The organism is Streptococcus sp. DD11 (assembly GCF_001578865.1).
Classification (GTDB): Bacteria; Bacillota; Bacilli; order Lactobacillales; family Streptococcaceae; genus Streptococcus; species Streptococcus panodentis.
On the sequence record NZ_KQ969392.1, the window covers coordinates 40,122 to 62,543 of the forward strand.

18 protein-coding genes and 2 pseudogenes are annotated in these 22,422 nt (G+C 46.8%); 3 read left to right on the forward strand and 17 right to left on the reverse strand.

Features of this window, described 5'->3' with window-relative positions:
- The 4 genes and pseudogenes from STRDD11_RS00195 to rsmH all read right to left on the reverse strand — a co-directional run.
- Positions 1-127 (reverse strand): annotated as a pseudogene (locus STRDD11_RS00195) (phospho-N-acetylmuramoyl-pentapeptide-transferase); the annotation flags it as partial.
- Position 128: 1 nt separating this feature from the next.
- The gene (gene pbp2X, locus STRDD11_RS00200) at positions 129-2,417 is read right to left on the reverse strand and encodes a penicillin-binding protein PBP2X (RefSeq protein ID WP_128834209.1); all 2,289 of its coding nucleotides are present in this window, start codon (positions 2,415-2,417) and stop codon (positions 129-131) included.
- On the reverse strand, positions 2,407-2,730 hold the full coding sequence (gene ftsL, locus STRDD11_RS00205; protein WP_128834211.1) for a cell division protein FtsL: 324 nt from the start codon (positions 2,728-2,730) through the stop codon (positions 2,407-2,409). Before ftsL ends, pbp2X begins: the two co-directional genes overlap by 11 nt.
- A 7-nt stretch (positions 2,731-2,737) precedes the next feature.
- Positions 2,738-3,688, reverse strand: a complete 951-nt coding sequence (gene rsmH, locus STRDD11_RS00210) for a 16S rRNA (cytosine(1402)-N(4))-methyltransferase RsmH (RefSeq protein ID WP_128834214.1) — start codon at positions 3,686-3,688, stop codon at positions 2,738-2,740.
- Positions 3,689-4,037: 349 nt separating this feature from the next.
- Here rsmH and STRDD11_RS00215 point away from each other — a divergent pair, with 349 nt between their 5' ends.
- The 3 genes from STRDD11_RS00215 (at position 4,038) to STRDD11_RS00225 (ending at position 5,046) form a co-directional block, all read left to right on the forward strand.
- Entirely contained in the window at positions 4,038-4,253 is a 216-nt protein-coding gene (locus tag STRDD11_RS00215) for a helix-turn-helix transcriptional regulator (RefSeq protein WP_128834217.1), read from the forward strand.
- A gap of 83 nt (positions 4,254-4,336) precedes the next feature.
- Entirely contained in the window at positions 4,337-4,879 is a 543-nt protein-coding gene (locus STRDD11_RS00220) for a DUF3278 domain-containing protein (RefSeq protein WP_128834220.1), read from the forward strand.
- Positions 4,876-5,046: a hypothetical protein gene (locus tag STRDD11_RS00225; protein ID WP_128834222.1), complete on the forward strand. Its 171-nt coding sequence runs from the start codon at positions 4,876-4,878 to the stop codon at positions 5,044-5,046. The genes STRDD11_RS00220 and STRDD11_RS00225 overlap by 4 nt, the downstream gene beginning before the upstream one ends.
- A gap of 85 nt (positions 5,047-5,131) precedes the next feature.
- On the opposite strand, the gene STRDD11_RS00230 is transcribed toward STRDD11_RS00225, so the two are convergent.
- The 13 genes and pseudogenes from STRDD11_RS00230 to nagA all read right to left on the reverse strand — a co-directional run.
- A complete protein-coding gene (locus tag STRDD11_RS00230; RefSeq protein WP_128834224.1) occupies positions 5,132-5,389 on the reverse strand; it encodes a DUF896 family protein in 258 nt (85 codons plus the stop codon).
- Positions 5,390-5,446: 57 nt separating this feature from the next.
- Positions 5,447-7,486 (reverse strand): glycine--tRNA ligase subunit beta, encoded by a 2,040-nt coding sequence (gene glyS / locus STRDD11_RS00235; protein WP_128834226.1) that lies wholly within the window; start codon positions 7,484-7,486, stop codon positions 5,447-5,449.
- Positions 7,487-7,520: 34 nt separating this feature from the next.
- Positions 7,521-7,877, reverse strand: coding sequence for a hypothetical protein (locus STRDD11_RS00240; protein WP_128834229.1), 357 nt, complete (start codon positions 7,875-7,877; stop codon positions 7,521-7,523).
- A 2-nt stretch (positions 7,878-7,879) separates the two neighbouring features.
- Positions 7,880-8,797 carry a glycine--tRNA ligase subunit alpha gene (gene glyQ, locus STRDD11_RS00245; RefSeq protein ID WP_128834231.1) on the reverse strand — a complete coding sequence of 306 codons (918 nt, stop codon included), beginning with the start codon at positions 8,795-8,797 and terminating at the stop codon, positions 7,880-7,882.
- Between the two features lie 373 nt (positions 8,798-9,170).
- Positions 9,171-9,932, reverse strand: a complete 762-nt coding sequence (locus tag STRDD11_RS00250; protein ID WP_128834233.1) for an elongation factor Tu — start codon at positions 9,930-9,932, stop codon at positions 9,171-9,173.
- Positions 9,933-10,262: 330 nt separating this feature from the next.
- On the reverse strand, positions 10,263-14,852 hold the full coding sequence (locus STRDD11_RS00260; RefSeq protein ID WP_128834236.1) for a S8 family serine peptidase: 4,590 nt from the start codon (positions 14,850-14,852) through the stop codon (positions 10,263-10,265).
- Between the two features lie 275 nt (positions 14,853-15,127).
- Positions 15,128-15,805, reverse strand: a complete 678-nt coding sequence (locus STRDD11_RS00265) for a hydrolase (RefSeq protein WP_128834239.1) — start codon at positions 15,803-15,805, stop codon at positions 15,128-15,130.
- Between the two features lie 60 nt (positions 15,806-15,865).
- The gene (locus STRDD11_RS00270; protein WP_128834242.1) at positions 15,866-17,521 is read right to left on the reverse strand and encodes a vWA domain-containing protein; all 1,656 of its coding nucleotides are present in this window, start codon (positions 17,519-17,521) and stop codon (positions 15,866-15,868) included.
- A gap of 13 nt (positions 17,522-17,534) precedes the next feature.
- A complete protein-coding gene (locus STRDD11_RS00275) occupies positions 17,535-18,224 on the reverse strand; it encodes a hypothetical protein (protein ID WP_241209254.1) in 690 nt (229 codons plus the stop codon).
- A 5-nt stretch (positions 18,225-18,229) separates the two neighbouring features.
- Positions 18,230-19,387 (reverse strand): toxic anion resistance protein, encoded by a 1,158-nt coding sequence (locus STRDD11_RS00280; protein ID WP_128834245.1) that lies wholly within the window; start codon positions 19,385-19,387, stop codon positions 18,230-18,232.
- A gap of 885 nt (positions 19,388-20,272) precedes the next feature.
- On the reverse strand, positions 20,273-21,118 hold the full coding sequence (locus STRDD11_RS00285; protein ID WP_128834247.1) for an aldo/keto reductase: 846 nt from the start codon (positions 21,116-21,118) through the stop codon (positions 20,273-20,275).
- A gap of 79 nt (positions 21,119-21,197) precedes the next feature.
- Positions 21,198-21,391: pseudogene (locus STRDD11_RS13555) on the reverse strand (hypothetical protein).
- 157 nt (positions 21,392-21,548) lie between these two features.
- Positions 21,549-22,422, reverse strand: an 874-nt coding sequence (gene nagA, locus STRDD11_RS00290) for an N-acetylglucosamine-6-phosphate deacetylase (RefSeq protein ID WP_241209256.1), incomplete at its 5' end; no start/stop codon positions are given.

The window sequence follows — 22,422 nt, forward strand, 5'->3', positions numbered from 1 at the left end:
GCTGCTTGACATCTTCGTGCATCTGCTGGCCAGTAATACGGGCCTTGTGGTAAAAACGAATAAAGGCAGGAATGCCGATAAGGGTTAAAATAAAGGTGACCATTCCTGCAATAAGGGCGATAAACATACTAGTCTCCCATTGTGATTGTTATTTTTTTCAGCTTACTGAGTGAGCTATTGGTTTTCTCACTCTGCTTGACAACTTTGGATCCTTCTCCTTTGAAGGTGACTTCTATATCCTGCCACTTAGCAAAGCGCTCAACATTGGCTTTGGTCCAGCCATACATATCCGGCAGGTATTCCAAATCATCGCTCAGGATGAGGATTTGCTGATTGGCTTTGAGATTTTTGCCTTCCTTGACCGACACTTTCTTGACCTTATTGCCGGTTCCTAAGACAATGGGCTGCACCAGATTGCGGCGCAGTTCATCTGCCAGACCGCCGGGGCTGACCTCGTCTTTGAGGCCCAGCTGCTTGGTCAGCTTTTCCAGAGAAGGCATGCTATAGCTGCTTTCCTCAGCCACCGTCTCCAGAGCCGGTGTAGTCGATGTGGTCAGGTTGAGACTGTCTTTGAGAGCCACCGCTTCTTCCAAGACCGGATTGACTACTTCCTGCCAAAACAGCGGACTGAATTTGGTCTCCGGCTGCTGGACTGTCACATACATGATAAACTCCGGATCCTCGGCCGGTGTCATGGCCACTACGGAATAGATATAGTCATTTTCACCTTCCAGATAACCATTTTCTGAGGCAATCTGAGCAGTCCCTGACTTGACCGCTACATTCTGGCCGGCTACCTGGATGACTGGTTCACCATTGATATTAAGGGTCCCGTAGTAGGGAACCGTTCCCACCTGGACCATGTAGTCGCGGGTTGTCTGAGCAGCTTTTTGAGAAACAGGGTTGCCGATAATCTCAGCAGCTGTTTTTCTGGCCGTATTGTTTTGAGGATCATAGATCGCATTGATAAATTTCGGCTCCAGCATCACTCCGTCATTGGCCACAGAGGAAAAGGCACGGAGCATCTGTACCTGTGTTACCCCAATCCCCTGTCCGAAAGAACTCATAGCAATCGTCACATAGTTGTCACCTGGCAGAGAGCCGTAGGTTTCATTGCCCATCCCAAAGCGGGTCGGCAGGCCAAACTTGAACTTGCCTAGATAGTCCAGCCACTTATCATTTGTCATCTTCTGCTCCAGCATGGTCATCCCGATGTTACTGGAGAAGATAAAGCCTTGGGCAAAGGTCAGGGTTTCCCCGGTGGAAATCCCCATATTGACATTCCAGTCCCGAATGGTGGTATCCATGACCTTGTATTCGGTATTGTCATAGGTATCGTTGGGGTTGAAGGTTCCATTGTCAATCGCCGAAGCCAGTGTCATGACCTTCATGGTCGAGCCCGGCTCATACTGCCCCTGATAGAGCATGGTGTTCCAAGTGCCTAGATTCTTCTCATCCAGGCCATCCTTAGTATCTGCATTGTAGGTCGGCCGCTGACTGGTCGCCAAAATTTCTCCAGTCTTAGCACTGACCAGAGTCGCATTGACATACCGGCCCTTGACCTTTTCCTGAAAGGCGTTCATGCGGGTTTCCAGATAGGTCTGCAGATCAGCTGACAGGGTTGTGTAGACATCTTTGCCATTCTCTGCCTGCACGGAGACCTTCTCTGAGCCCGGCACGACATTGCCGTTGCGATCTTTCTCATAAGTGACCACACCGTTGCGCCCGGCTAAGATTCTGTCCAGAGACTGCTCCACACCTGAAGTTCCCTTGAGGGTTTTATTTCCCTCCTTATCCTCCTGCAGCTGGGCCTGACCGATAAACTGCGAAGCAAATACACCGTTGCTGTAGCTGCGGTTGGGACTGGTCGTAAAGTCGATCCCTTCAATCTTGGCATCCGAAAAGGCCTGGCGCATAGCGCTCATCGTGCTGTAGGTAATCCCATTGCCCTGGGCACCGAAAGAGACCTGCTTGAGGTTATTCTGCGACAGCTGGCTCTTGACATAGTCCTTGTCCAGCCCCAGATACTGATTGAAAATATCGGCTACCTGATCATACTGGGACTCTTCTACATAGAGAATCTTGCCCGCAGCCGACTTGTAGTCCTTATCAATGATGGCATAAACATTGTAGGTCGTTGCATCTTCGGCAATCGGCACGCCGTTGCGGTCATAGATGGTCCCTCTCCGAGCTGCCACTGTCACCGTCTTTTGGTGGACCACTTCCGCCCCTTTTGATAAATTCACGCCAAACTTTTGGTCTGTCCCGATAATAATGGCAAAATTAATCAAAAAAACGAAAAAAAGAAAGATCGCAAGAACGCTCATGCTCTTTCCCACCTGCCGCCGGTTGTAGTCAGGAGTCCGCCGATTTTTCAGGGCATATTTTTTTACTTTTTCTAATACTTTATTCTTCATCCGTTGAGCTCACTGTCTTGCGATTTCCCTTTTGCAGCTTCATATCCTGAGAACTGGCCAGCTGCGAAAGTCTTTCATAGCGGGTCAATTCATTGACTTCCTGCTTGATGTCATCCAGTTCTGTCTGCTCTGCTTCGATTTGCGTATTGACTTCTGTCAGATCACGGTCAACCTGCAGGAGCTTGGTCTGCATAAAAACAATGCTGACGGCCAGAATAATCGCGGTCAGGACAATCGAACCGTAAAAGGCTTTTTCAACGCGGGAAAATTTTCTAATCTGATTTTGAAGCGGATTGGTTTTTTTATCTGCCATCTCATCCTCACTTATGTATCTTCCGCGCCACGCGCAGCTTTGCTGAGTGGGCACGGTTGTTGTTTTCTATTTCTTCTTTGCTTGGTAAAATCGGCTTGCGGTTGACCAGAGCCAGCTTGGGCTGCAGTTCATCCGGAATAAAGGGCAGCCCCTTGGGCACATCGACTGTCGAAGCGGCCTTAAAGAGCTGCTTGGTCAGACGATCCTCCAGCGAATGAAAGGTGATGACCGCAATCCTGCCGTCTGCAGCCAAGAGGTCGATAGCCTGCTGAATGGATTCGTCGGCCGCTCCCAGCTCGTCATTGACAGCTATCCGAATGGCCTGGAAAATCTGCTTGGCCGGATGGCCTTTTTTCTTTAATTCCTTGGCTGGCTTGGCCGATTTGATAATCTGAGCCAGCTCCGTCGTTGTTTCAATCGGCTTGACACTTCTGGCCTGCTCAATCCTGCGGGCAATCTGCTTGGAGAACTTGTCTTCGCCGTATTTAAAAAAGATAGACACCAATTCCTGATAGGAGTAAGCATTGACAACTTCAAAGGCCGTCAGAGGCGCCTCGCGGTTCATGCGCATATCCAACGGCGCATCCTGCTTGTAGGAAAAACCGCGCTCCCTCTGATCCAGCTGAGGGCTGGAGACTCCCAAGTCATAACAAATCCCATCGATTTTCTCCACACCAGCCTCCTGCAGGCGGACCTTGAGATTGCGGAAATTATCCTTGATAAAGGTCACCAGCCCCTGCTCTATATAAGGAGCCAGACGCTTCTTAGCATTGTCAATAGCCGCCTGATCCTGATCAAAGGCATAAAGGTGGCCCCGGCCATTCAGTTTACTCAAAAGATACTCGCTGTGACCGGCTCCGCCCAAGGTCGCATCCACATAGATGCCATCAGGCTTCACAGCCAGCTGGTCAACCGTTTCATGAAGAAGGACTGTCATGTGATGAAATTCGTTTGTCATATCTTATCTATTATATCACATTCAAGGACAAAAAAAAATTTAAAAAGAAAAGTCGGTCAATGAAAAAATTTTCGTGACTTTTCAAAGTAAGTTCCGCTTTGCTCTCTGAGCTGGAGCTTAGTCTGAGACGGATTCCTGCTGGTTTTATGCATTTTTGGCAGACTAACTTCCGCTAACGGCGGCGGTGGAACTTAGTTTAAAAATTTAGCTGACAAAATTTTTAATAAATTTTGTCATATATAGTTGACATTTCTTTTCACAAGTATTATACTATAAACAGAAAAAGTCAATTATATCTGACAAATCAATGAGAAGGATTGACGGCAGAAAAACAGAAAGGAGAGGAGCAATGAATCGTGTCAAGGAATTCCGAAAAGAAAAAAAACTCTCACAGCTGGAGCTGGCCAAGTCCATCGGTGTCTCGCGGCAGACCATCAATATGATCGAAAACAACAAGTACAACCCTACCCTTGAGCTCTGTATCAATCTGGCCCGGGCGCTGGAGACGGATCTCAACAGCCTCTTTTGGGAACCCTATCTGACAGAAGGGGAGGAAAATGGGTAAAAGCTAGTGCTGGCAGCAGCCCCAGCACTAGCTTCCTCTCCCGACCCAAACCGGCCTAATCTTAGCTACAGAAAGGAAACACCATGAAAAAAGAAACCTTATCCGACAAAATGATCAAACGCTTTTACGGCATTACCGGCCCTCTGGATGAACAGAAACGTCAGGCGGCTGAGCGCATGGGCAATACCGCTTTTATGTGTCTCTTTTGGATTTTGATATTGGGAAATGCCATCGCCTTTCCGCTGGCCTTTCGCTGGCCCAAGATTATCGCGGTTGCCTATCCTATCTTACTGGAAGTTCTGCTCCTAGGCCTCTGTCTTTGTATAGTCATCCAAGCACGGCGTAAGGGCGTTGACGATCTGGAGCTAGGCTTGCAGGATGTCAAGGAGAAAAAAGCCATGCAGCATGTTGGTCTCAAAGCCGGCTTCTCCTATTGGCTGCTCTTTTATCCTCTCTTCAGTATCTCGACAGCTGTCATAGAAAAGAAAGATATCCTGCAAGTTTTGCTTCAGCCAAAACTTATTATAGTTGGATTAGCCGCAGGTCTTGGATTTGGACTGATTATGCATTTCATTGCCAAAGGAAAGGTTCGCCAAGCACAAAAAAGGGAGGAAGAGAATCTATGAAACTCAATCTCAAAGAAAAAATGGACCTCGGGATTCTGTCCCTCATTACTGCCATCGCTGCTTATTTTTTCTTCCGTATCACCGATGCCTGGATCTTCTGGCTGGACCTGGCCGTCATCGCCGGCTGCTGCTATGCCGGTATCCGTATTCTGAATAAAAGACTATAAATAAAAAAATCCCTGAACAGGAAATTGTGCCATTCCTGTTCAGGGATTTTTATTGTGCAAGTCTGTCGATAGGCAAAGGAGCTGCTCAAGACTCCGGATCATCCAGACTGCGGCCGTGAAGGCCTTTCTCCCGCTGTACCTGACGGAGTTTTTCCGGAGTGACGTCATTGCCCTCCTCATCCACCACCTTGATGCCTTCAATATGATGGCGGACCGAGCGGCGGTAGCCTTCGATATACTCTTCACGAAGCTTGGCTTGTTCCACTTTTTCCTCAGCAGTCAGGCCGACGGTTTTTTTCTTTTTAGCCAGCTCGTTGATGCGTTCGATTTTTTTAGGATCCATCTTTTCCTCCTTTACTCAGCTGCCAAAAGGCTGCGCAAAAGCAGCCGCTGCAGTTGATTATTTGGTGTTGATTAGGTTGAATTGGGCCAGGGTCCGGGCTTTTTCTGTCAGAGCTGCCAGCAGAGCCAGACGGTTGGCCCGGACCTTTTCGTCCTCAGCCATGACCATGGTATTGTCAAAGAAAGCGTCGATAACTGGACTGAGGGCAAATAGTTGGTCCAAATTGGCAGCTAAGTCAGATGTCAGCTCCACTTTTTCAATTGTTGCTGCCAAGTCTTTTTCCTCTTGATTTTCAAAGAGAGCTGGATTGACAGCGGTCTGCCCTTGGGCTTTCTCAGCTAGATTAAAGACCCGAGATAGGCTTTCTACTGCTGACTTGAAGTTATCTTCCTGAGCTTTTTCTGCTAGAAGCGCAGCTGTTTCTACTAAATCGCGTATGACAAAGTTAGTGCTTTGAAGAACAGCCGTCACGATGTCTTTCGGAATGCTGCGATCCATCATTTTCTCAACGCGGGCACGGAAGAAGTCCAGCACCGCCTCTTGATTGTCATAGCTTAGGCTGTCAAACTTGAGTTCGTAAAGTCGGCTAACCAGCTGAGCCAAGTCAATGTTCCAGCCGAACTTATCCAAGATACGCACAACACCCTGAGTCGCACGGCGCAGAGCATAAGGGTCATTGGAACCGCTCGGAATCAAGCCAACTGAGAAGAAGGACAGAATGGTATCCAGCTTATCAGCCAGAGCCAAGACCGCACCGACCCTAGTATCAGGTAATTCGCCATCGGCTGATGTCGGCATATAGTGCTCCCGAATAGCTGCTGCTACCGCAGCATTCTCACCAGCCAGAAGAGCATACTTCTCACCCATGATACCTTGCAACTCATCAAACTCACCAACCATGCCAGTCAGCAGGTCAAACTTATAAATAGCCGCTGCACGAGCCAAGTCAGCCGTCTCATCAGCATCCAATCCTGCTTCTTGCGCCAAGAGAGCAGCAATCTGACCAGTCCGCTCCATATGCTCTGACAGAGAACCAATTTTCTCATGGAAAGTGACCTGCTCCAGCTTTTCAACCAAATCAGCAATGGCCAGCTTTTGGTCCTCCCGCCAGAAGAACTCTCCATCTTCCAGCCGGGCTACCAGTACTTTTTCATTGCCCTTGATGACATTATCCAAATGCTCCGCATTGCCGTTACGGACAGAGATAAAGTGCGGCAGAAGCTTGCCTTTGCTGTCGCGCACGACAAAGTAGCGCTGGTGCTCTTTCATAGAAGTCACCAGCACTTCCTCCGGCACCTCTAGGTATTTGGCGTCAAAATTGCCCATAAAAGCAGTCGGATATTCAATCAGATTGAGCACTTCATTGAGGAGCTTCTCATCTATCTCGATGGCCACATCGTGCTCTTGCTCAATCTTCCGAATCTGATCGACAATTATATTGCCCCGCTCGGTCGGACTGACAATGACAGACTGAGCACGCAGGTCGTCTTCGTATGTATCTGCAGACTGAATCGGCGTTTCTCCTCCTAGGAAGCGGTGCCCCCGGCTAATCCGGCTGCTCTTGATGTCCAAGAAATCCAGGTCAAAGTCCTGCTCATCTAAGAGCACGGTCAGGGTATGAACCGGACGGATGTATTCAAAAGTGTTGTTGGCCCAGTGCATGCTGACAGGGAAGGTCAGAGACTGAAGTACCTCGGTCACGCCCGGGATAATCTCCTCCACAGGACGGCCAAGCTCTTCCTTGGTGACATAGACATATTCCTCGCCCTTGATTTCCCGGAAAGTGATGTCATCCACTGTCAGACCTTTGCCGCGGACAAAGCCTTCTGCAGCCTTGGTAAAGTTGCCATCCGCATCCAGCGCAATTTTCTTAGACGGCCCTTTGAAATCTTCGGTCAGATCAGACTGCTTGTCTGCCAGACCGACCACCCGCACCGCCAAGCGGCGGGGAGTAGAGAACATTTCAATCTTCTCAAAGGCCAGACGATGCTCTGTCAGGAAAGCCCCCATTTTGTCGCGCAGCTGCTTCATGCTGGGTGTCACGACATAGGCCGGCATTTCCTCCAAACCTAATTCAACTAATAAATTTTTTACCATGATTATTCCTTTATTTTTACTATTATTTAGTGAATCACTTTAATTCATTGGATAAAACAATCTTTTTAATTCTTTGAGAATATACCTTTCTTCCTTTCGGAATCACAATTAGTTGATTATTAAGTGAAGCTGTACGTTTTTGAAGCGAGGCAATATCAAAATCTTTCGAATCTAAATAAAAATAAATTTGAACGAAATCTATCCCATAACATCTAACAGCCGCTTCAATAGATTTCTCATTTAAAATTTTATTTAAAACTAATTTCTTAAAATTCTCTGTTGCTTCAGGGTAATCTAATTCTTCATCAATATGTTCAAACATTATATTGATAAAAAAACTTGGGTTTTCTTTCACTTCACAATCTTTTCGTGATTTTTCAGTGTTAATCATGATTATTCTCCCTCCTCTGCCAAGAGTTTTTCGCGGGTCTCTGCATCCAAAAGCGGATAGCCCAGGCGCTTGCGCTCAGCCACAAAGGTCTTGGCCACAACACGCGCTAAATTGCGGATGCGGGCGATATAGCCGGCCCGCTCGGTCACAGATACGGCACCGCGCGCATCCAAAAGATTAAAGGTATGCGAGCATTTGAGAACGTAGTCATAAGCCGGGTGGACCAGATGCTCGTCCAGACAGCGCTTGGCTTCAGCTTCAAACTTCTCAAAATTCCCCAAGAGCAGGTCTTGGTCGCTGACTTCAAAGCTGTACTTGGAATGCTCGTATTCCGGATGGCGGAAGATTTCTCCGTACTTAACGCCGTCAGCCCACTCGATGTCGTAGACCGAGTCCACCTCTTGGATATAGGAAGCCAGCCGCTCCAGACCATAGGTCACCTCAGCCGTCACCGGCTGGGTAGCAAGGCCCCCCACCTGCTGGAAGTAGGTGAACTGGGTGATTTCCATGCCGTCCAGCCAGACCTCCCAGCCCAGACCAGCCGATCCGGTTGAAGGATTTTCCCAGTTGTCCTCGACAAAGCGGATGTCGTGCTCCAGCGGATTGATGCCCAAAAGCTCCAAAGACTGCAGGTAAAGTTCTTGGATATTAGATGGACTTGGCTTCATGACCACCTGAAATTGGTGGTGCTGATAAAGACGGTTGGGATTTTCCCCATAGCGTCCATCTGCCGGCCGGCGGGACGGCTCTACATAGGCCGCATTCCACGGCTCTGGCCCAATTGCCCGCAGGAAAGTATAGGGACTCATGGTTCCTGCTCCCTTCTCATTATCATAAGCCTGCATGAGCATACAGCCCTGCTCATTCCAAAACTGCTGTAAGGTCAATATAATTTCTTGAAAAGTCAATTTTTTAAACATCTCTTCTCCTTTATTATAATAAATTTCCTGCGACACGAGCCTTCCTAGCCGATCATGCTAGGAAGAGCGAGTTAGTACTGCACCTAGCTTAGACACCATAGTGCTAAGCGTAAGGCAATCCGACTGAAAGGAGGAGATTGCCTTTGGTGCAGTGAAAGGTTAATTTCTTAGACATGTGTTACTCCTTTAGTTTCTTGAGATTCTTGCGAAGCGTTCAAAAGGGAACGATTGTTTCCCTTTTGAAAAGCTAGTACATCGCCTAGACAAACAGCCCCATAGCGGTTGTCGTTAGTCAATCGAACCTTTAGGTTCGCAATTGACTTTGGCGAGGTGAAATGTTAACTTTTTAGACATTTGTTACTCCTTAATTTGTTTATATTTCTTTGTCTATTATTTTCTGTTCTATGAACCAATCCAACAAGGGAAGTGTTTTATCTGTGTTTGCCCACCGATGATAAGAATCAAAGACCGCTTGCACGCTGCCTAGATTTTCTACTAGCTTGTCAACTGTCAAAAAACTGCGCCAGTATTCGTAAAAAATACTAGCATAATTCCTTTGATAAGTTGAAGTGCCGAAATCATTCAATGAGTTCCAACCGTGCTTTTTCTGAAAAAGCTCAACGAGAGACTGATTACAAGCCTTTTCCGTTTGAAATTCCTCGTCTGTAAGGAAATACTTACGGCTAATATACTCAGCCATCCCTTCTTCAAACCAGATATAGGCGCCGTATCCATCAAAGTCATCTAAAAAATGCTCCGACCAATGAGCTAGCTCATGGCCCACAATCTGCAAGAGGGATTTTTCAGACAAAGACTGATAGTGGCTTTCTATTGCTCGAGTTTGGTGAGAGGTCTCGTAATTCTCCAACTGAAGGAGATACAAATCTTTCCAAACCGTCAATTCGGGAGTCATAACCATCCGCCTATCATTTGTATAGGCTGGTACAGGAATTTCCCGAATGATCCGCGTAGCAGAATCAAAATCGGACCAAATGATGGCTTGCGGCAAGTCATAAACCGCAAACTCGTCTTTTAAAAATGTTAGATAATCCTGCAACTTTGCGGAATTCTTTGCGACGAAATCTCGAAAAGCTGCTAATCGGTTCTCGTCTTTTACAAGGTAAAGGTTCTCCACGAATCTCCTTTCTTTCGAACAATAGACTCAGTACGCAAAAGAACCGCCTCCGACACACCCAGGCCAACTACAGCCTAGGGGCGTCAAGACGCGGTTCCACCCTAATTTATTACTTCATTGTGTTTAAAATTTATAGCCGAAAGCGCCATCTGCACTGCTTCCCTATCCGGCTTCCACCAGCCCGGACTCGCTAAAAGGTAGACAATGAAATTTCTTTCTACACAAGATTATAGCAGAAAATAGAGGCAATGTAAAACACTTATCTAAAATTCCTCGCAAAAAATCCCTCAAGATAGACTCTTAAGGGATTTTCTGCTTATTGACAGCCCATCAAGCTTGTTTTGCTTTTTTGGGTTTGGCTACTTTGGGCTTTTTGCCGTCCAGTTTTTTCTTGGCAGCCTTGAGCTGGGCAATAGCCTCCTTGACCTCTTCCTGGCTGGCACCTGGATTGGCCAATACAGCCTTGGCCTGTGCATAAGCATCTAAGTAAGCAGCCTTGATCTGATCGCTCGCGTAGATAAATTTATTGCTGATGGCTTGGTAGTGGCCCTCATCATCGACTAGCTTCTTGAGACTGGCAAAGTTGGTTGCCTTGCCGTCCAGCTTCTGCTCAGCTGCTGTCAGCTGAGCCAGAGCCGCATCAATCTGCGCCTGAGTCACCTTGTCCTGCACCAAGAGCAGAGCGACAGCCTGAAAGGCCTTATCGTAGTCGCGGCGGACTTTTTCTTTGGCATTGGCATAGCGGCCGGTCCTAGTCGTCGCATCATAGGCCTCAATCGCCTGCTTGACAGCGGCCAGATCAGAATCCTTGCCGTCCAGGCCGGCAGAAGCAGCTTCCAGCTTGGACAGGATGTCATTCACCTGAGCCTGGCTCAGCTTGCCGGTCAAGGCTTCCTTGGCAGTCTGATAGGCTTGGTCGTAGGCTCCGCGTTTTTCAGCGCTGGCATTGTAATACTGAGCCGTTTCGACCAGCTTGGACTGCTGATTGACCGCTGAGAGAAGGCCGGTTTTGACAACGACAGCCAGTTTGAGCAGGTTGTTTTTTCCTTCTTCGACTGAGACAGTCGGTTCATCTTCCCAGAGCTCATAGCCGGTCGGCAGGTTGACAAAGACAGAATAGAGGCCCGTCGCAATGGATTTGCCAAAGGAGTGCTTGCCGTACACTTCAGCCGGAAGCGTATAGACATCCCCATTATTATTCTTGAGAACAACCTGGGTATTTTTTGGCACGGCTTGGTCAAAGGCAACGCTGACAGGTGCATAGACCAGCTCCTTCGCCCAAAATTCAATCGTTTTAAAACTGTCCTCGGCTGTCAAGTCAAATTCCTGTGTCTGATCAGCATAGAAGCGGATATTGTCCTTGTCATAGGTAAAGATTTCAGCTACATAGTGGCCAAAGGTCAGGAAATTGATGTCTTTCCCCTTGTCCAGTGTGACATAATGGCCCTTATCGTCCTTAATCCGATAAACGAATTTCGTATCAATATCCTTATGGGTGTCATTATCCACCAGTGCCACACGGATGCGGCCGCTGTTTTCATCGCTGACCAAATCAGCCAGAGCAATCGCATCTTTATTGCCGGCATAGTCTTCTACCACATAGAAAATGGCTGCCTTGTCCACTCCTTGAGGCAGGGTGTAGCTGCCGTCTGAGTTGGCAGAGATATAAACCCGGCGCTCATAGTCGCGCTCATTACCCAGAGCATCCAGAGCTTTATAGGTCACCTGTCCCTTCTCATCAGCCTGCAGGTAAAAGAGCTGCTCTCTCAGAATACCGCCGTTTCCAACATCCTTGGCCTTGCGGGCCGTAAAGACCTCCCGGCCGTCCTTGCTGCTGATATAGCCTGTGGTGATGAGCGGTTTTTGTGTATCAATCTGCAGATTGAAGGAAACCTGCTGTTCTTTGGCACCCGGCACATCCGGCGTATAGCGGACAACATAGGTATAAAGACCGTCATCCAGCGCTTCACCTTTGCTGTCCAGACCATCCCAGGCCGTATTGCTCAGAAGGTAGGATCTAGGATTGGATTCCTTACCGTCGTAAAAATTCTTGCGGCCATTCCAGGTCTTGCTGCTCTGCCAAATGGGAAAGCGGTAGTCTGTGTCATCTGCTGTATAAACAGCTGCAGTCAGATTGCTGACATTGCGGTAAAGAACCGTGCGGTACTGAATCTTGTCCTTGTTGCCGTCTCCGTTTGGCGAGAAGGCCAGGCGAACCTTGCCGTCCGCATCCAGCTGCAGAATGTTGAGACCGGCTTCATTTTCGACTGTCCCCAGAACAACAGAGCTGCGGGACACCGTTTTGCCGCTGGAATAAAGGGTGTCGCTGGCATTGGTCTCAAGATCTGTGACATTTGCACCACTTGGAAGGCTCTTGTCTTCCGGCATTTTGTAATAGAAACCGGACTTGCCGTCGCTGACCAGATTGTAGATTGGTTTTTCCGCTGCCGGCAGATCCTGAAATTGTCCGCGGAAGCCCATAAAGGGCAGGCTGACTACATCACCGTCATCAGCTGGGTCTACAAAGCGGACAAAACCTTCCAAAAAGTAGCCGTTCGGCATTTGCTGCAGCAGCTCTTGGGCAAACTTAGACGCATCCACCTTGACCGTCACCGTCTGGCTGCCATGGGCTTTGACAGTGATTTCCGGCCAGACAGTCTCAGTCAGCTTGCGCGGGGTCAGAGGGATATAGCCGTCCTTGACTGTGTCCGTATTAGTATTGACAATCATTTTCAGCGTCCGATCGGTATCGGTGATATTGTGGACCGTGACATCAAAGCTGAAGCTGTCTCCGACATTGCCCAGTGAGACACTCGGATAGTGATTGTCCCCTGTCACATAGAGCCCCGTTGAAACAGCTGCTGCGGTATCGACAATCCCAGCTCCCTGCTGACGCGGTGAGGTTTGGGCGCCTGTCTCCTTGTTGATGTGGATCTTAGCCGTGGACATGATCAGGGCTTTCAGCAGATCAGTAGTCTGTTCAGGCGTCAGGTCTGGATAATGCTGAAGCAGGTATTCCTTGACCAGAGCCGCTGCACCAGCCACATGAGGCGCAGCCATACTGGTGCCGCTGATCGTGCCGTAGGTATTGTCATTGAAAGAGGAATAAATCTCGCCGCCAGGTGCTGTCACATCCGGCTTCAGCATCCCGTCTGTCGTCACTCCCCAGTTGGAAAAAGAAGACATTTGTTCCGCAGCTGGATGGGGTCGATTGACCTTGGTGCCGTTGAAGGACAGCTTGTAGTTGCCAGCTGCCAGAGCTTCTCCGTATTTCTTGCTGATAAAGGCGGCTGGGATTTTTTTGGCATCGCCGTCCAGAGACATGGAAACATCGATCCCCTCTACATTATTGTAGACTAAAGCTCCGATAGCTCCATGCTTGATAGCATTATTGACTTTTTCGGAAAAGCTGAGGGAGCCGCGCTGGATGAGGGCCAGTTTGCCTTTCAGATCCTTACCGGCAAAGTCTTCCTCACGGCCCAGACCGCTGGGAACATACTCATATTCCTTGTCTTTTTCAAATTCTGCATCCGTTTCTGCGACTTTATAAGAAAATTGTCCTTTGTTCAGTTCGGCATTGTTTTCCAAACCACGGACTTCCATGACTTCCTCGGTGAAAACTGTATTATTGACTGATGCGACCGAGATGGCCTGCGCCACAGTAGAAGGATTGCCAACCAAACCATAGTCTGGATTTTCAGCTAAAGGATAGGAGTGGCCGCTGCCAAAAGTATTCTCATTTCCCGCTGCAATGACAACGCTCACGCCCTTGGCCCGGGCACGCTCGACGGCTGCCAGCACGCTGGAACTGGCATTGACTGTAGAGCCTGTCGTGGAGCCCAGACTCATATTAATCGTGTCTGCTCCCAGAGCTACCGCATCGTCAATCGCCTTGACATAAATGGCATCGTCGGTGGATGGAGAGCGGTCAGAAAAGACCCGCATAAACATGACCTGTGCTTCTGGCGCTACGCCATAGATGTATTCGCTGTTGCCATCTTTTTTGTCTGGATTTCCGGCAGCAATCCCGGTCACGTGCATACCGTGGGAAAGTTTATCTTTTTCCTTGATGCTGTCATCGCCATCCATATAGTTGTAGGCGAAAACCACCTTGTCATTGTACCATTTCCCGTAGTCAATGCCTGCCTTCTTCTTGGCCTCCTCTATAGCAGCCTCTGTCTGGTATTTGGCCTTAGATGGGTCTGAAATCCGCAGAACCTCATGGTGAATATCCAGACCGGAGTCGATCACAGCGACGACCATTCCCTGTCCCTTGTAGCCCTGAGACCAGGTCTGAGGCACCTTGATAATCTCATTCGAGCTGATGCTGGCTGGCTGAGCTTCAGAAGCCTTTTTCTCAGCAGCAAGGCTGTCTTCGTTTCCATCTGCAGCGGAGACAGCAGGTTTTTCTGCCGCTTGATCTGCTGAAGACGGCTCACCGGCTGGCTGATCCGCCTTGCTTTCATTGACCGGCTTTTCAGTCGCAGCAGCTTTTGTTTCAGCCTTAGCTGCAGGCTGCTCAGAAGCTGCCGGACTCGCCTTTTCCCCAGCGCTGTCAGCAGCTGCTGAGACCGGCAGCTGAGCAGCATCACTCTCTGCTGCCTTTGCGGAAGTGTCAGGCCCAGCCGGTGCAGAAGCTGCAGCAGCCGAACTGCTGGCCTCTGCCGGACTCACTGCTGACGCAGAAGCCGTTTCAGAAGCAGCCGCCAATTCTGCCGCCTGTGGAGCCGCAGCTGTCACAGACGGCTGGTCAGCCTTATCCTGCGGCACAAGACCTGACTGCTGAACCGCCGCTTCCGAATGGACCGCGGCCTGCTCATCAGCCTGCGCCTGTCCTGCGCCAAAGACCAGGGCCGTTCCTAAAAGAACAGAAGCCAAACCGAACTTGTATTTACGGAGTGAAAAACGTTGTCTTTGCATAGAAGTCTCCTTACTATTATTTCTAAATATATTATAATAGAAATTTTCTGACAATTCATACATTCCTAACAAATGTAACAAAAATGTAACAATCCCGAACTTTATCAAAGAAACTCTCTCTATCATAAAGTTTTACACCTCAATTTATTTGAAGTATTGAACAAAGTCTCTCTAAAGTACGGAAATAAGAAAAACCAACCAAGACCACTGCTAAAAACAGGGGCTTGATTGGTTGATTCTTATAGTGTTTCTATGCTTATTATAAAACAGGACTACTACTCGCTATCGCTACGATAGATTTCCATTTTCTTGTGGAAGTATTGTTCCATCATGCCATAAGCGGTGTAGGTGATGGCATTAGCACCAGCCGCAATGGTGTCTAGGATGTTTTCTTCCGTTTTTCCGCCAGAAGCGATGATTGGAACATCCGGGTACTGCTCCCGTACCCATTTGACCAGTTCAACCGTATCTTTCCCGCCGCTAACATTAAAAATATCCACACCAGCTTCAATATAAGGCGCCAGCGGCCGAGATTTATCAATGACTGTATAGATTAGGGGAATGTCAACATAGGTTCGGACAGCTTTTGTTGTTTCGATATCGACAGGACCGTTCAGTACGATTCCGCCTGCGTTGTTTTCTTCTGCGTGAGAGGCTAATCGGGCCGAGCGGTCACCGCTTGTCAAGCCGCCGCCGACACCGACCAGAATCGGCGCTTTCGCAACCAGTGATACGGCATTTAGTATCTGCGTATTCGGGGTAAAAGGATACACACACAAAATAGCGTCCGCATTCGTATTGGCAATAAGAGAAACATCCAAAGAATAGACAATTGACTTAATGCGTTTGCCATATATGATAATACCTGATGCCTCTTTGATGCAGGCTGGCATGGCAATGATCGAGTCGCGCAAGGGACTGGTTACAACTGGAATTTTTTTATTATTTGTCATTATATTTTATACTAATCCTTTATCTAATAATCTCTAATTTTAAATTTAAAGCTGAATTCATTAAAATTCAGCATTAAATAACTCTTTTAATTTGTAAATAACATCATCATTGGATGCATCAATAGAAACAGATTCATTAATTTTAGACAGCCTAGCCAATTCTTCCAAATCTGCATTGTAACCGATAGTATTAACTGTAATACCCAGAGCTTTAATGATTGGTTCAACCCGTTCAAATTCATAACCGCCATTGGTCTGACCGTCTGACAGGACAAAGATAATCGGCCGTGCATCTGGATTTTCCTTCATTTTATCCAATATCATCTTAACTGCCACAAGCGTTCCATCATAGGTAGCTGTTCCGCCTGATGGCGTCAGCCCTTTAATAGCAGATGTGAAATAGGATTTTTGGGTGCTGTTCATCCTATCAATCGGAACATTAATAGTCACGTCGTCACTGTATGAAACCAGACCGATTTGATTCTCTTCGTTGATGTACTGCAGGGAGTTGAGCAATGATTTTTTCAGATTATTCATCGGATCGCCATCCATAGATCCAGACACATCGGTGACAAAGACACCTACAATCGGCTGACTGTTGTTCTTATTCTTTTTCCAAAGATTTTGCATGGACATCAGCAGATTCCCGTCAGTGGTTTGCTCTTCAAAACTATAGTCTTCCAGCTGATTAAAACCATATGATGACGCTTTCGATTGATTGCTGCCTTCAAGAATATAACTGGAGAATTTTTTCAACACCTCTTGCTTGGAGCTGTCATTTGTCGTTGCATAAAGCGGTGAATCCTGACGAATCCCAAAAGGAACATATTCATAATCGCTAAATTCTGGGGTGTTGATATAAGTCTGATAAGAAATAGACAGAATATCTGCGCTGCCGCTTTTAGCCGCTTCACGCAATTGAGTGGTCGTCACAAAGGTGGACGGAATATTATTTTGGAACTGTTGGAAAGCTGTTTTCGCCGTATCGCTAATCGGATTTTCCTTATCAAAGCTAAACAGTAACTGGGACAGTAAACTCAAACCTGTTGAAGAAGTATAAGGATTGGTGTAGCCTAGTAATTTGCCATCATTCACCGCTTTTGCCAAATTTTCAACAGTCACATCGCCATAGGCCTTTTTAATTTCATCATAGATATTTTTCTTCATCAAGAGACCGCTGGTATTACCAAATAGTCGTTCTGAAATCTGTGTAGTTGCCGTTCCACGCGCATTTAAAATGTAGTTCCATTGTTGATTTGATGGAGTATAGCCGTCCGGCACATGGTTTTTGCTGGCAATATAGTCAACAGAAGTACCTGAAGGAATAGAACGAATGGAGACACTCACTGTTTTTCCGTCAATTGTTTGGCGCTGATTATTGAAACTTTCAGCAATTTCATTCAAAATACCATCTTTTCCGCTGCCAGCTTTTTCAGAACTAACAAAAATTTCAGCATTGATTTCACCGTTGCCTTTTACAGTATAGGGATAGGTTGTATCAATATCTGGCAGTTCTTCATTTTGCTGCAGGGACGTATTCGAAATATCCTTTTTCAATTTTGCAATCTTAGGATCGATTTTCTTATAATAAGCTTCTACTTCCGTTTTAGCATCTTTTTCGGACAACTTCGATTTAACGGCTCCATCTCCAGAACAAGCTGATAAAACCAAACTTGCTCCAAGCACAAGAAGCAGGGATGTTTTTTTAAATTTCATAAATAATCTCCTTCTAAATGAGTTTAATAAGCTCTTTGAGTGAGTCTGTCAAGTTTTTGAGATCGATTTCACTTGTAGAAGTTTTTACATCAATATAGTTAATCGCCTCAACAATTAAACTGTCTGCATCATCAAGCAGCTTATCATTATGAATTAATTTAGTTTCAATATTTGCGCCGTCTTTCGCAATAATCAAACGACGATAGATACTCTTGGCGTCTTGTAAAATATGAACACGAATGGAAACGAGTTCCTTTGCGATATTTTGAATAATCGGCTGGTCATTGTTTTCAACAATTTCAACGAAATCATCCGATAGGGTTTTTGCAGCAAGCAGCTGTTTTAAAATACGCTTTGTATAATCAATATACTCCGGTTCATCAATCGTTTCTTGAATATCCGTTAATTTTTGAATCATTGATGTTTCATCGTATAATGGATCTTTTCGCTGCTCTTCCTCAAAAGCAACGAGTCTCAGTTCTTTGCTCTTACTCGAAATATAACTTTTAATGACAAAGCCTGCATACAAAACGGTGAGTACCAGCAGAATATATGCGCTTGTATGAATCATTTTGAAGGTTCCGATACCAGATTCTACAATAATATCGTCTTTATCAAACATCGCTAATTTAAACAAGAAGATAGTCACTAAGGTTAATCCGCTAATAATTAAACCATGTATTATAATAAACTTCTTTAGCATCATGTTCACCCATTCATATTAGTGTGATTAACCGTTGTCACCAGCTGTGTTTTTAATTCCTCACGCAATTCACCAATACGAAGCGACGCTTTTTCACGGTATTCTCGACCCTTGGCTTGCGCCGCATCAATATCTCTCAAAGAATTAACGATATCAGACGTCATAGACTCTAGAGTTGTAATATCAATTGCGGCACGCTCACTTTGTTCCGCACTGCGTTTACTTGTCTCGTGCAAGCTCTTAGTGACATCTTTTAGCAATTGATTGGTCGCGTCTGTCACATACTGATCAGCCTGCAATGCTTTTTCAGTCTGTGTATTGTAAAACGCAGCCATCATATACATATTCCATGCTGGAATCATAATTGTCTTACTGCGATTGATTTTTTGAATCAAGCCCCGATTAGTATTGGTCAAGGTTTCTAATTGAATAGCCATTGCTTGGGACAGTGACATTTGAGCATCTAAGTCATGAATCTGCTTTTCAAATAGATTTAATGAGTTCTTGTATTCAGTGAGCTCATTAATACTTGTCTGATCACCGCTTTTCGCCTTTTCTTCCAGAGCGGGCAGCTCAGACTGATAAGCTTCTTGTATTTTTAACTTACCAGCCTCCACATAAACAGATAGTCTTTGGAAATTCTCTCGATTTCCCTCCTTCATTTGTTCTAAATCTTTATTATTCTTAATCAGCGTCAGCTGATTATTTTCCAGAGTAGCAACCACTCGATCGATATTATCTTTTGCAGATTCATACCGAATTTGCAAAGTCTTTATGTGGTTCTTAGCTTTTTTAAATATCCCAAAAATACCTTTTGGAGTATCTTCTTCAGAAACCGTTAATTGGGTCGCCAAACTTGATAAAAGTCCGCCAATATCACCGACTTCCGAAGCCTTGACATGCGACAGTGTCTTATTAGTCAAGGTCATCAGACTATTGGACTCTTGTGTACCATAAGATAAAATAAGGTCTTCATCGCTTAGGACAATGGCATTTTTCACCTGTTCGACAGCTGCATTTTGCTCGTCCGTTCTTTCAATGGGCTGAAACGTTTCCTCTGTCACTTCGGTAATGAGCTTTTCTTCTTCCTGAAATTGTTTTTCAATTTCGGGTGTAATCAATGGTGATCCTACTGTTGTATCACCGACTGTAAATCCTGCCATATTTATAAAAACAAACCTTCCTATTTATAGTAAAATGGAACTTACCTGAGACATAGCTGTAACCTTATTCCCAAGTAAGCTAGTCGCCTATTTAACTGCTTTACTTTCTGTTTTTAAATATTCGATTTTCTCTATTGCACTAACAGCACTAAATCGAGAGATTTTAGCTGATAGAAAATCTGCTCCTTCATAATAGCCTGCAACTAGGAAATATTCATCAATAGATTCATATCAAAAACAAGTCACTCTATCAAGAAAAATACAGATTGCGCTGTAATAGTGTCTTAATCAAATCGTATTTTAATTTTAACACAATTAGGGTATTTGAGCAATATACCTGCTAAGCTATTTATTTCCTGTTTCAAAAGGATTCATACTCGGATTTACATGTTTGAATCCATAAATTCTCAGGCTTACGACTAGCAATCAAAACTCCCCGGTTCTCTTCCAACCAGGGAGTTCTTCAGCTATTCAATTCATAAACTTCTCTGCCTGACGGCGTTTTTCATCAAACCCGGCCTTGTCCTCCTTGCTCCAGCGGCTCATATCCAGCAGGTCCTCGGCCTTCCTGATAATGGCTTCAGGCTGATTGCTAAAGGGCTGGTTACTGAAAAGTTCCAGCCTCTGCTTTTTATGGCTTTCTATATCTAACTTATACTTTTTCAGCTCTAAAAGTGCAAGCTGGACCAGAGGGGAGTGTCCCTCCGGTCCCTCTATTTCTACTTTCAGCTCCTGACGAGTCTGATTGTCCTGCAGGCTGAAGACCCGAAAAGCCCGATTATCCGGGAAATAATTCCTCTCGACAATGGCAATAGCATAAACTGGGGCCGGCTGTTAGGCCTGCAAGCTTTCTCTGTCAGAGCTTTTGTACAATCTCATCTTTACCTAAAAATCCATCCCATCCGGATTGGGTGCGCCGCCAGCCAGACCGCGGATATTTTTGAGAACTTCTAAGTCCTCTGGGCTCAGCTCGACGTCAAAGCAGTCCAGATTGCTCTTAATCCGTTCAGGCCTAACCGACTTGGGCAGGGGCAGAAAGCCTTCCTGCAGGCTCCAGGCCAGAGCGACTTGGGCGATGGTCTTGCCGTACTTGTCTGCCACGGTCTGTACAGCAGGGTTTTGGAAAAGCTCGCCCTGACCGAATGGCCCCCAAGCTTCCAGCAGGATATCCTGCTCACGGCAGAAGGCCACCGTTTCTGTCTGGTAGACGCCGGGCGCCAGACGGATTTGATTGACAGCAGGGGTCAGGCGCGCTGTCTCAAGCAAGGCCTCTAAGTGGTGAGGCAGGAAATTGCTGACGCCGATTGCACGGATGAGTCCCTCCTGATAGAGATCCTCCATGGCCCGCCAGACCTCTGCATTGCGCTTTTTCCAGGCGTCATTTTCCCGCAGCGGCTTGGGATTGGGCCAGTGGATGAGGTAGAGGTCCAGATAGTCCAGTCCCAGACGCTCCATCGAGCGGGCAAAGGCCTCACGAGCTTCTTCATAGCTATGATTGCCATTCCAAAGCTTGGTCGTGATAAAGAGCTCTTCCCGCGGAATGCCGCTGTCTTTAATTGCCCGGCCGACACTCTCTTCATTCTTGTAGACAGCCGCCGTATCAATGTGCCGATAGCCAGCCTCAAGGGCAGCCAGTACAGCCTGATAGGCCTCTTCGCCATCCTGTGCCTTCCAAGTACCAAAGCCCAGCACTGGGATACCCACACCATTGTTCAACAGATATTCTTTCATCGCATTTCTCCTTTTCGCCTTCTACTCGCTGCCTGCCCTTAGCAAAACAGCTGCTGCATTGATTAAGGAGCAAAAGTCCTCACTTCTTGTCCTTCTTTTTCAGTATGGACTTGGGCCTGAAAATATTTTCCTTGGTCGGCGCCATGCCCCTGCTGAAAAACTGTAAATAATGAAAGCTGCGCCGGCAGTGATCATCAATATACGGCTTAAAGCCAATCCTGCCAGCAGGAAAACAATTCCCATAGCCATAAATTTTCCGTCTATTCGTTTCATCTGCTGCTCCTTTTCACACTATAGTCCCATTATATCACGCCTAAGAAAGCAATTCAAATCCAGGAAATCTCTCCGAATTTCCTAAAGCACAAAAAGAACAGGCTGCCCTGCTCTTTCTGAAAAATATAAGGAGACTGGTTTAAAATATCTGCCCTTCTCATACATGGAATCGTTCTTGACCGTCAAGGTAAGTCGCCACCAGCTCTAAGTCTTTATCCAAAACGATAAAGTCAGCATCGTAGCCCTCCTTGATCTGTCCGCAGACATCGTCGATATGGACGGATTTGGCCGGAATGAGACTGGCCATCATAACAGCCTGATGAGGATTGGCGAGGCCCCACTTGACCACATTTTTCAATCCATCTTTCAGCTTGAGAATAGAGCCGGCCAGATTGCCCGTTGACTTGAGTCGGGCGGTTCCCTCAGCTACAACCACTGGAAATTCTCCCAGCATATAGTCACCGTCGGCCAGACCGCCAGCCGTCATACAGTCAGTAATGAGAGCTATGTTTTCATGGCCCTTTTGCTTCATCAGAATGTCACAGGCCTTGGGATCCACATGGTGGCCGTCGCAAATCAGCTCTGCATAAGTGTGGGGCAGCTCATACATAGCGCCCACCATGCCCAGCTCACGGTGGGTCAGGCCGCGCATGCCATTATAGGCATGGACCCAGACACTGGCCCCCGCTTCTACAGCTGCCTTGGCTTCATCAAAAGTCGCATCGGAATGGCCCAGAGCCACCGTAACCCCTTCATCCGTAATCGTGCGGACAAATTCCTCTACACCCTCACGTTCGGGTGCCAGAGCAATCTTATTGAGCAGGCCATTCGAAGCCTTCTGCCACGCACGGAACTCATCCAGACGGGGATCTTTCATATAGGCCGGATTCTGAGCGCCCTTGTATTTCTCGGTGAAATAAGGCCCTTCAAAATAAAGGCCGCGAATCTTAGCGCCTGTAGCTTCTTTGTAGCGGGCACCGATATTTTCTGTCACGGCCAGCAAGAGCTCATAAGACGAGGTCAGGGTTGTC

What these genes read in the sequence shown, in the direction of transcription:
- pbp2X (WP_128834209.1), bottom strand. Translation starts at nt 2,417, where the DNA reads ATGAAGAATAAAGTATTAGAAAAAGTAAAAAAATATGCCCTGAAAAAT.
- ftsL (WP_128834211.1), bottom strand. Translation starts at nt 2,730, where the DNA reads ATGGCAGATAAAAAAACCAATCCGCTTCAAAATCAGATTAGAAAATTT.
- rsmH (WP_128834214.1), bottom strand. Translation starts at nt 3,688, where the DNA reads ATGACAAACGAATTTCATCACATGACAGTCCTTCTTCATGAAACGGTT.
- STRDD11_RS00215 (WP_128834217.1), top strand. Translation starts at nt 4,038, where the DNA reads ATGAATCGTGTCAAGGAATTCCGAAAAGAAAAAAAACTCTCACAGCTG.
- STRDD11_RS00220 (WP_128834220.1), top strand. Translation starts at nt 4,337, where the DNA reads ATGAAAAAAGAAACCTTATCCGACAAAATGATCAAACGCTTTTACGGC.
- STRDD11_RS00225 (WP_128834222.1), top strand. Translation starts at nt 4,876, where the DNA reads ATGAAACTCAATCTCAAAGAAAAAATGGACCTCGGGATTCTGTCCCTC.
- STRDD11_RS00230 (WP_128834224.1), bottom strand. Translation starts at nt 5,389, where the DNA reads ATGGATCCTAAAAAAATCGAACGCATCAACGAGCTGGCTAAAAAGAAA.
- glyS (WP_128834226.1), bottom strand. Translation starts at nt 7,486, where the DNA reads ATGGTAAAAAATTTATTAGTTGAATTAGGTTTGGAGGAAATGCCGGCC.
- STRDD11_RS00240 (WP_128834229.1), bottom strand. Translation starts at nt 7,877, where the DNA reads ATGATTAACACTGAAAAATCACGAAAAGATTGTGAAGTGAAAGAAAAC.
- glyQ (WP_128834231.1), bottom strand. Translation starts at nt 8,797, where the DNA reads ATGTTTAAAAAATTGACTTTTCAAGAAATTATATTGACCTTACAGCAG.
- STRDD11_RS00260 (WP_128834236.1), bottom strand. Translation starts at nt 14,852, where the DNA reads ATGCAAAGACAACGTTTTTCACTCCGTAAATACAAGTTCGGTTTGGCT.
- STRDD11_RS00265 (WP_128834239.1), bottom strand. Translation starts at nt 15,805, where the DNA reads ATGACAAATAATAAAAAAATTCCAGTTGTAACCAGTCCCTTGCGCGAC.
- STRDD11_RS00270 (WP_128834242.1), bottom strand. Translation starts at nt 17,521, where the DNA reads ATGAAATTTAAAAAAACATCCCTGCTTCTTGTGCTTGGAGCAAGTTTG.
- STRDD11_RS00275 (WP_241209254.1), bottom strand. Translation starts at nt 18,224, where the DNA reads ATGCTAAAGAAGTTTATTATAATACATGGTTTAATTATTAGCGGATTA.
- STRDD11_RS00280 (WP_128834245.1), bottom strand. Translation starts at nt 19,387, where the DNA reads ATGGCAGGATTTACAGTCGGTGATACAACAGTAGGATCACCATTGATT.
- STRDD11_RS00285 (WP_128834247.1), bottom strand. Translation starts at nt 21,118, where the DNA reads ATGAAAGAATATCTGTTGAACAATGGTGTGGGTATCCCAGTGCTGGGC.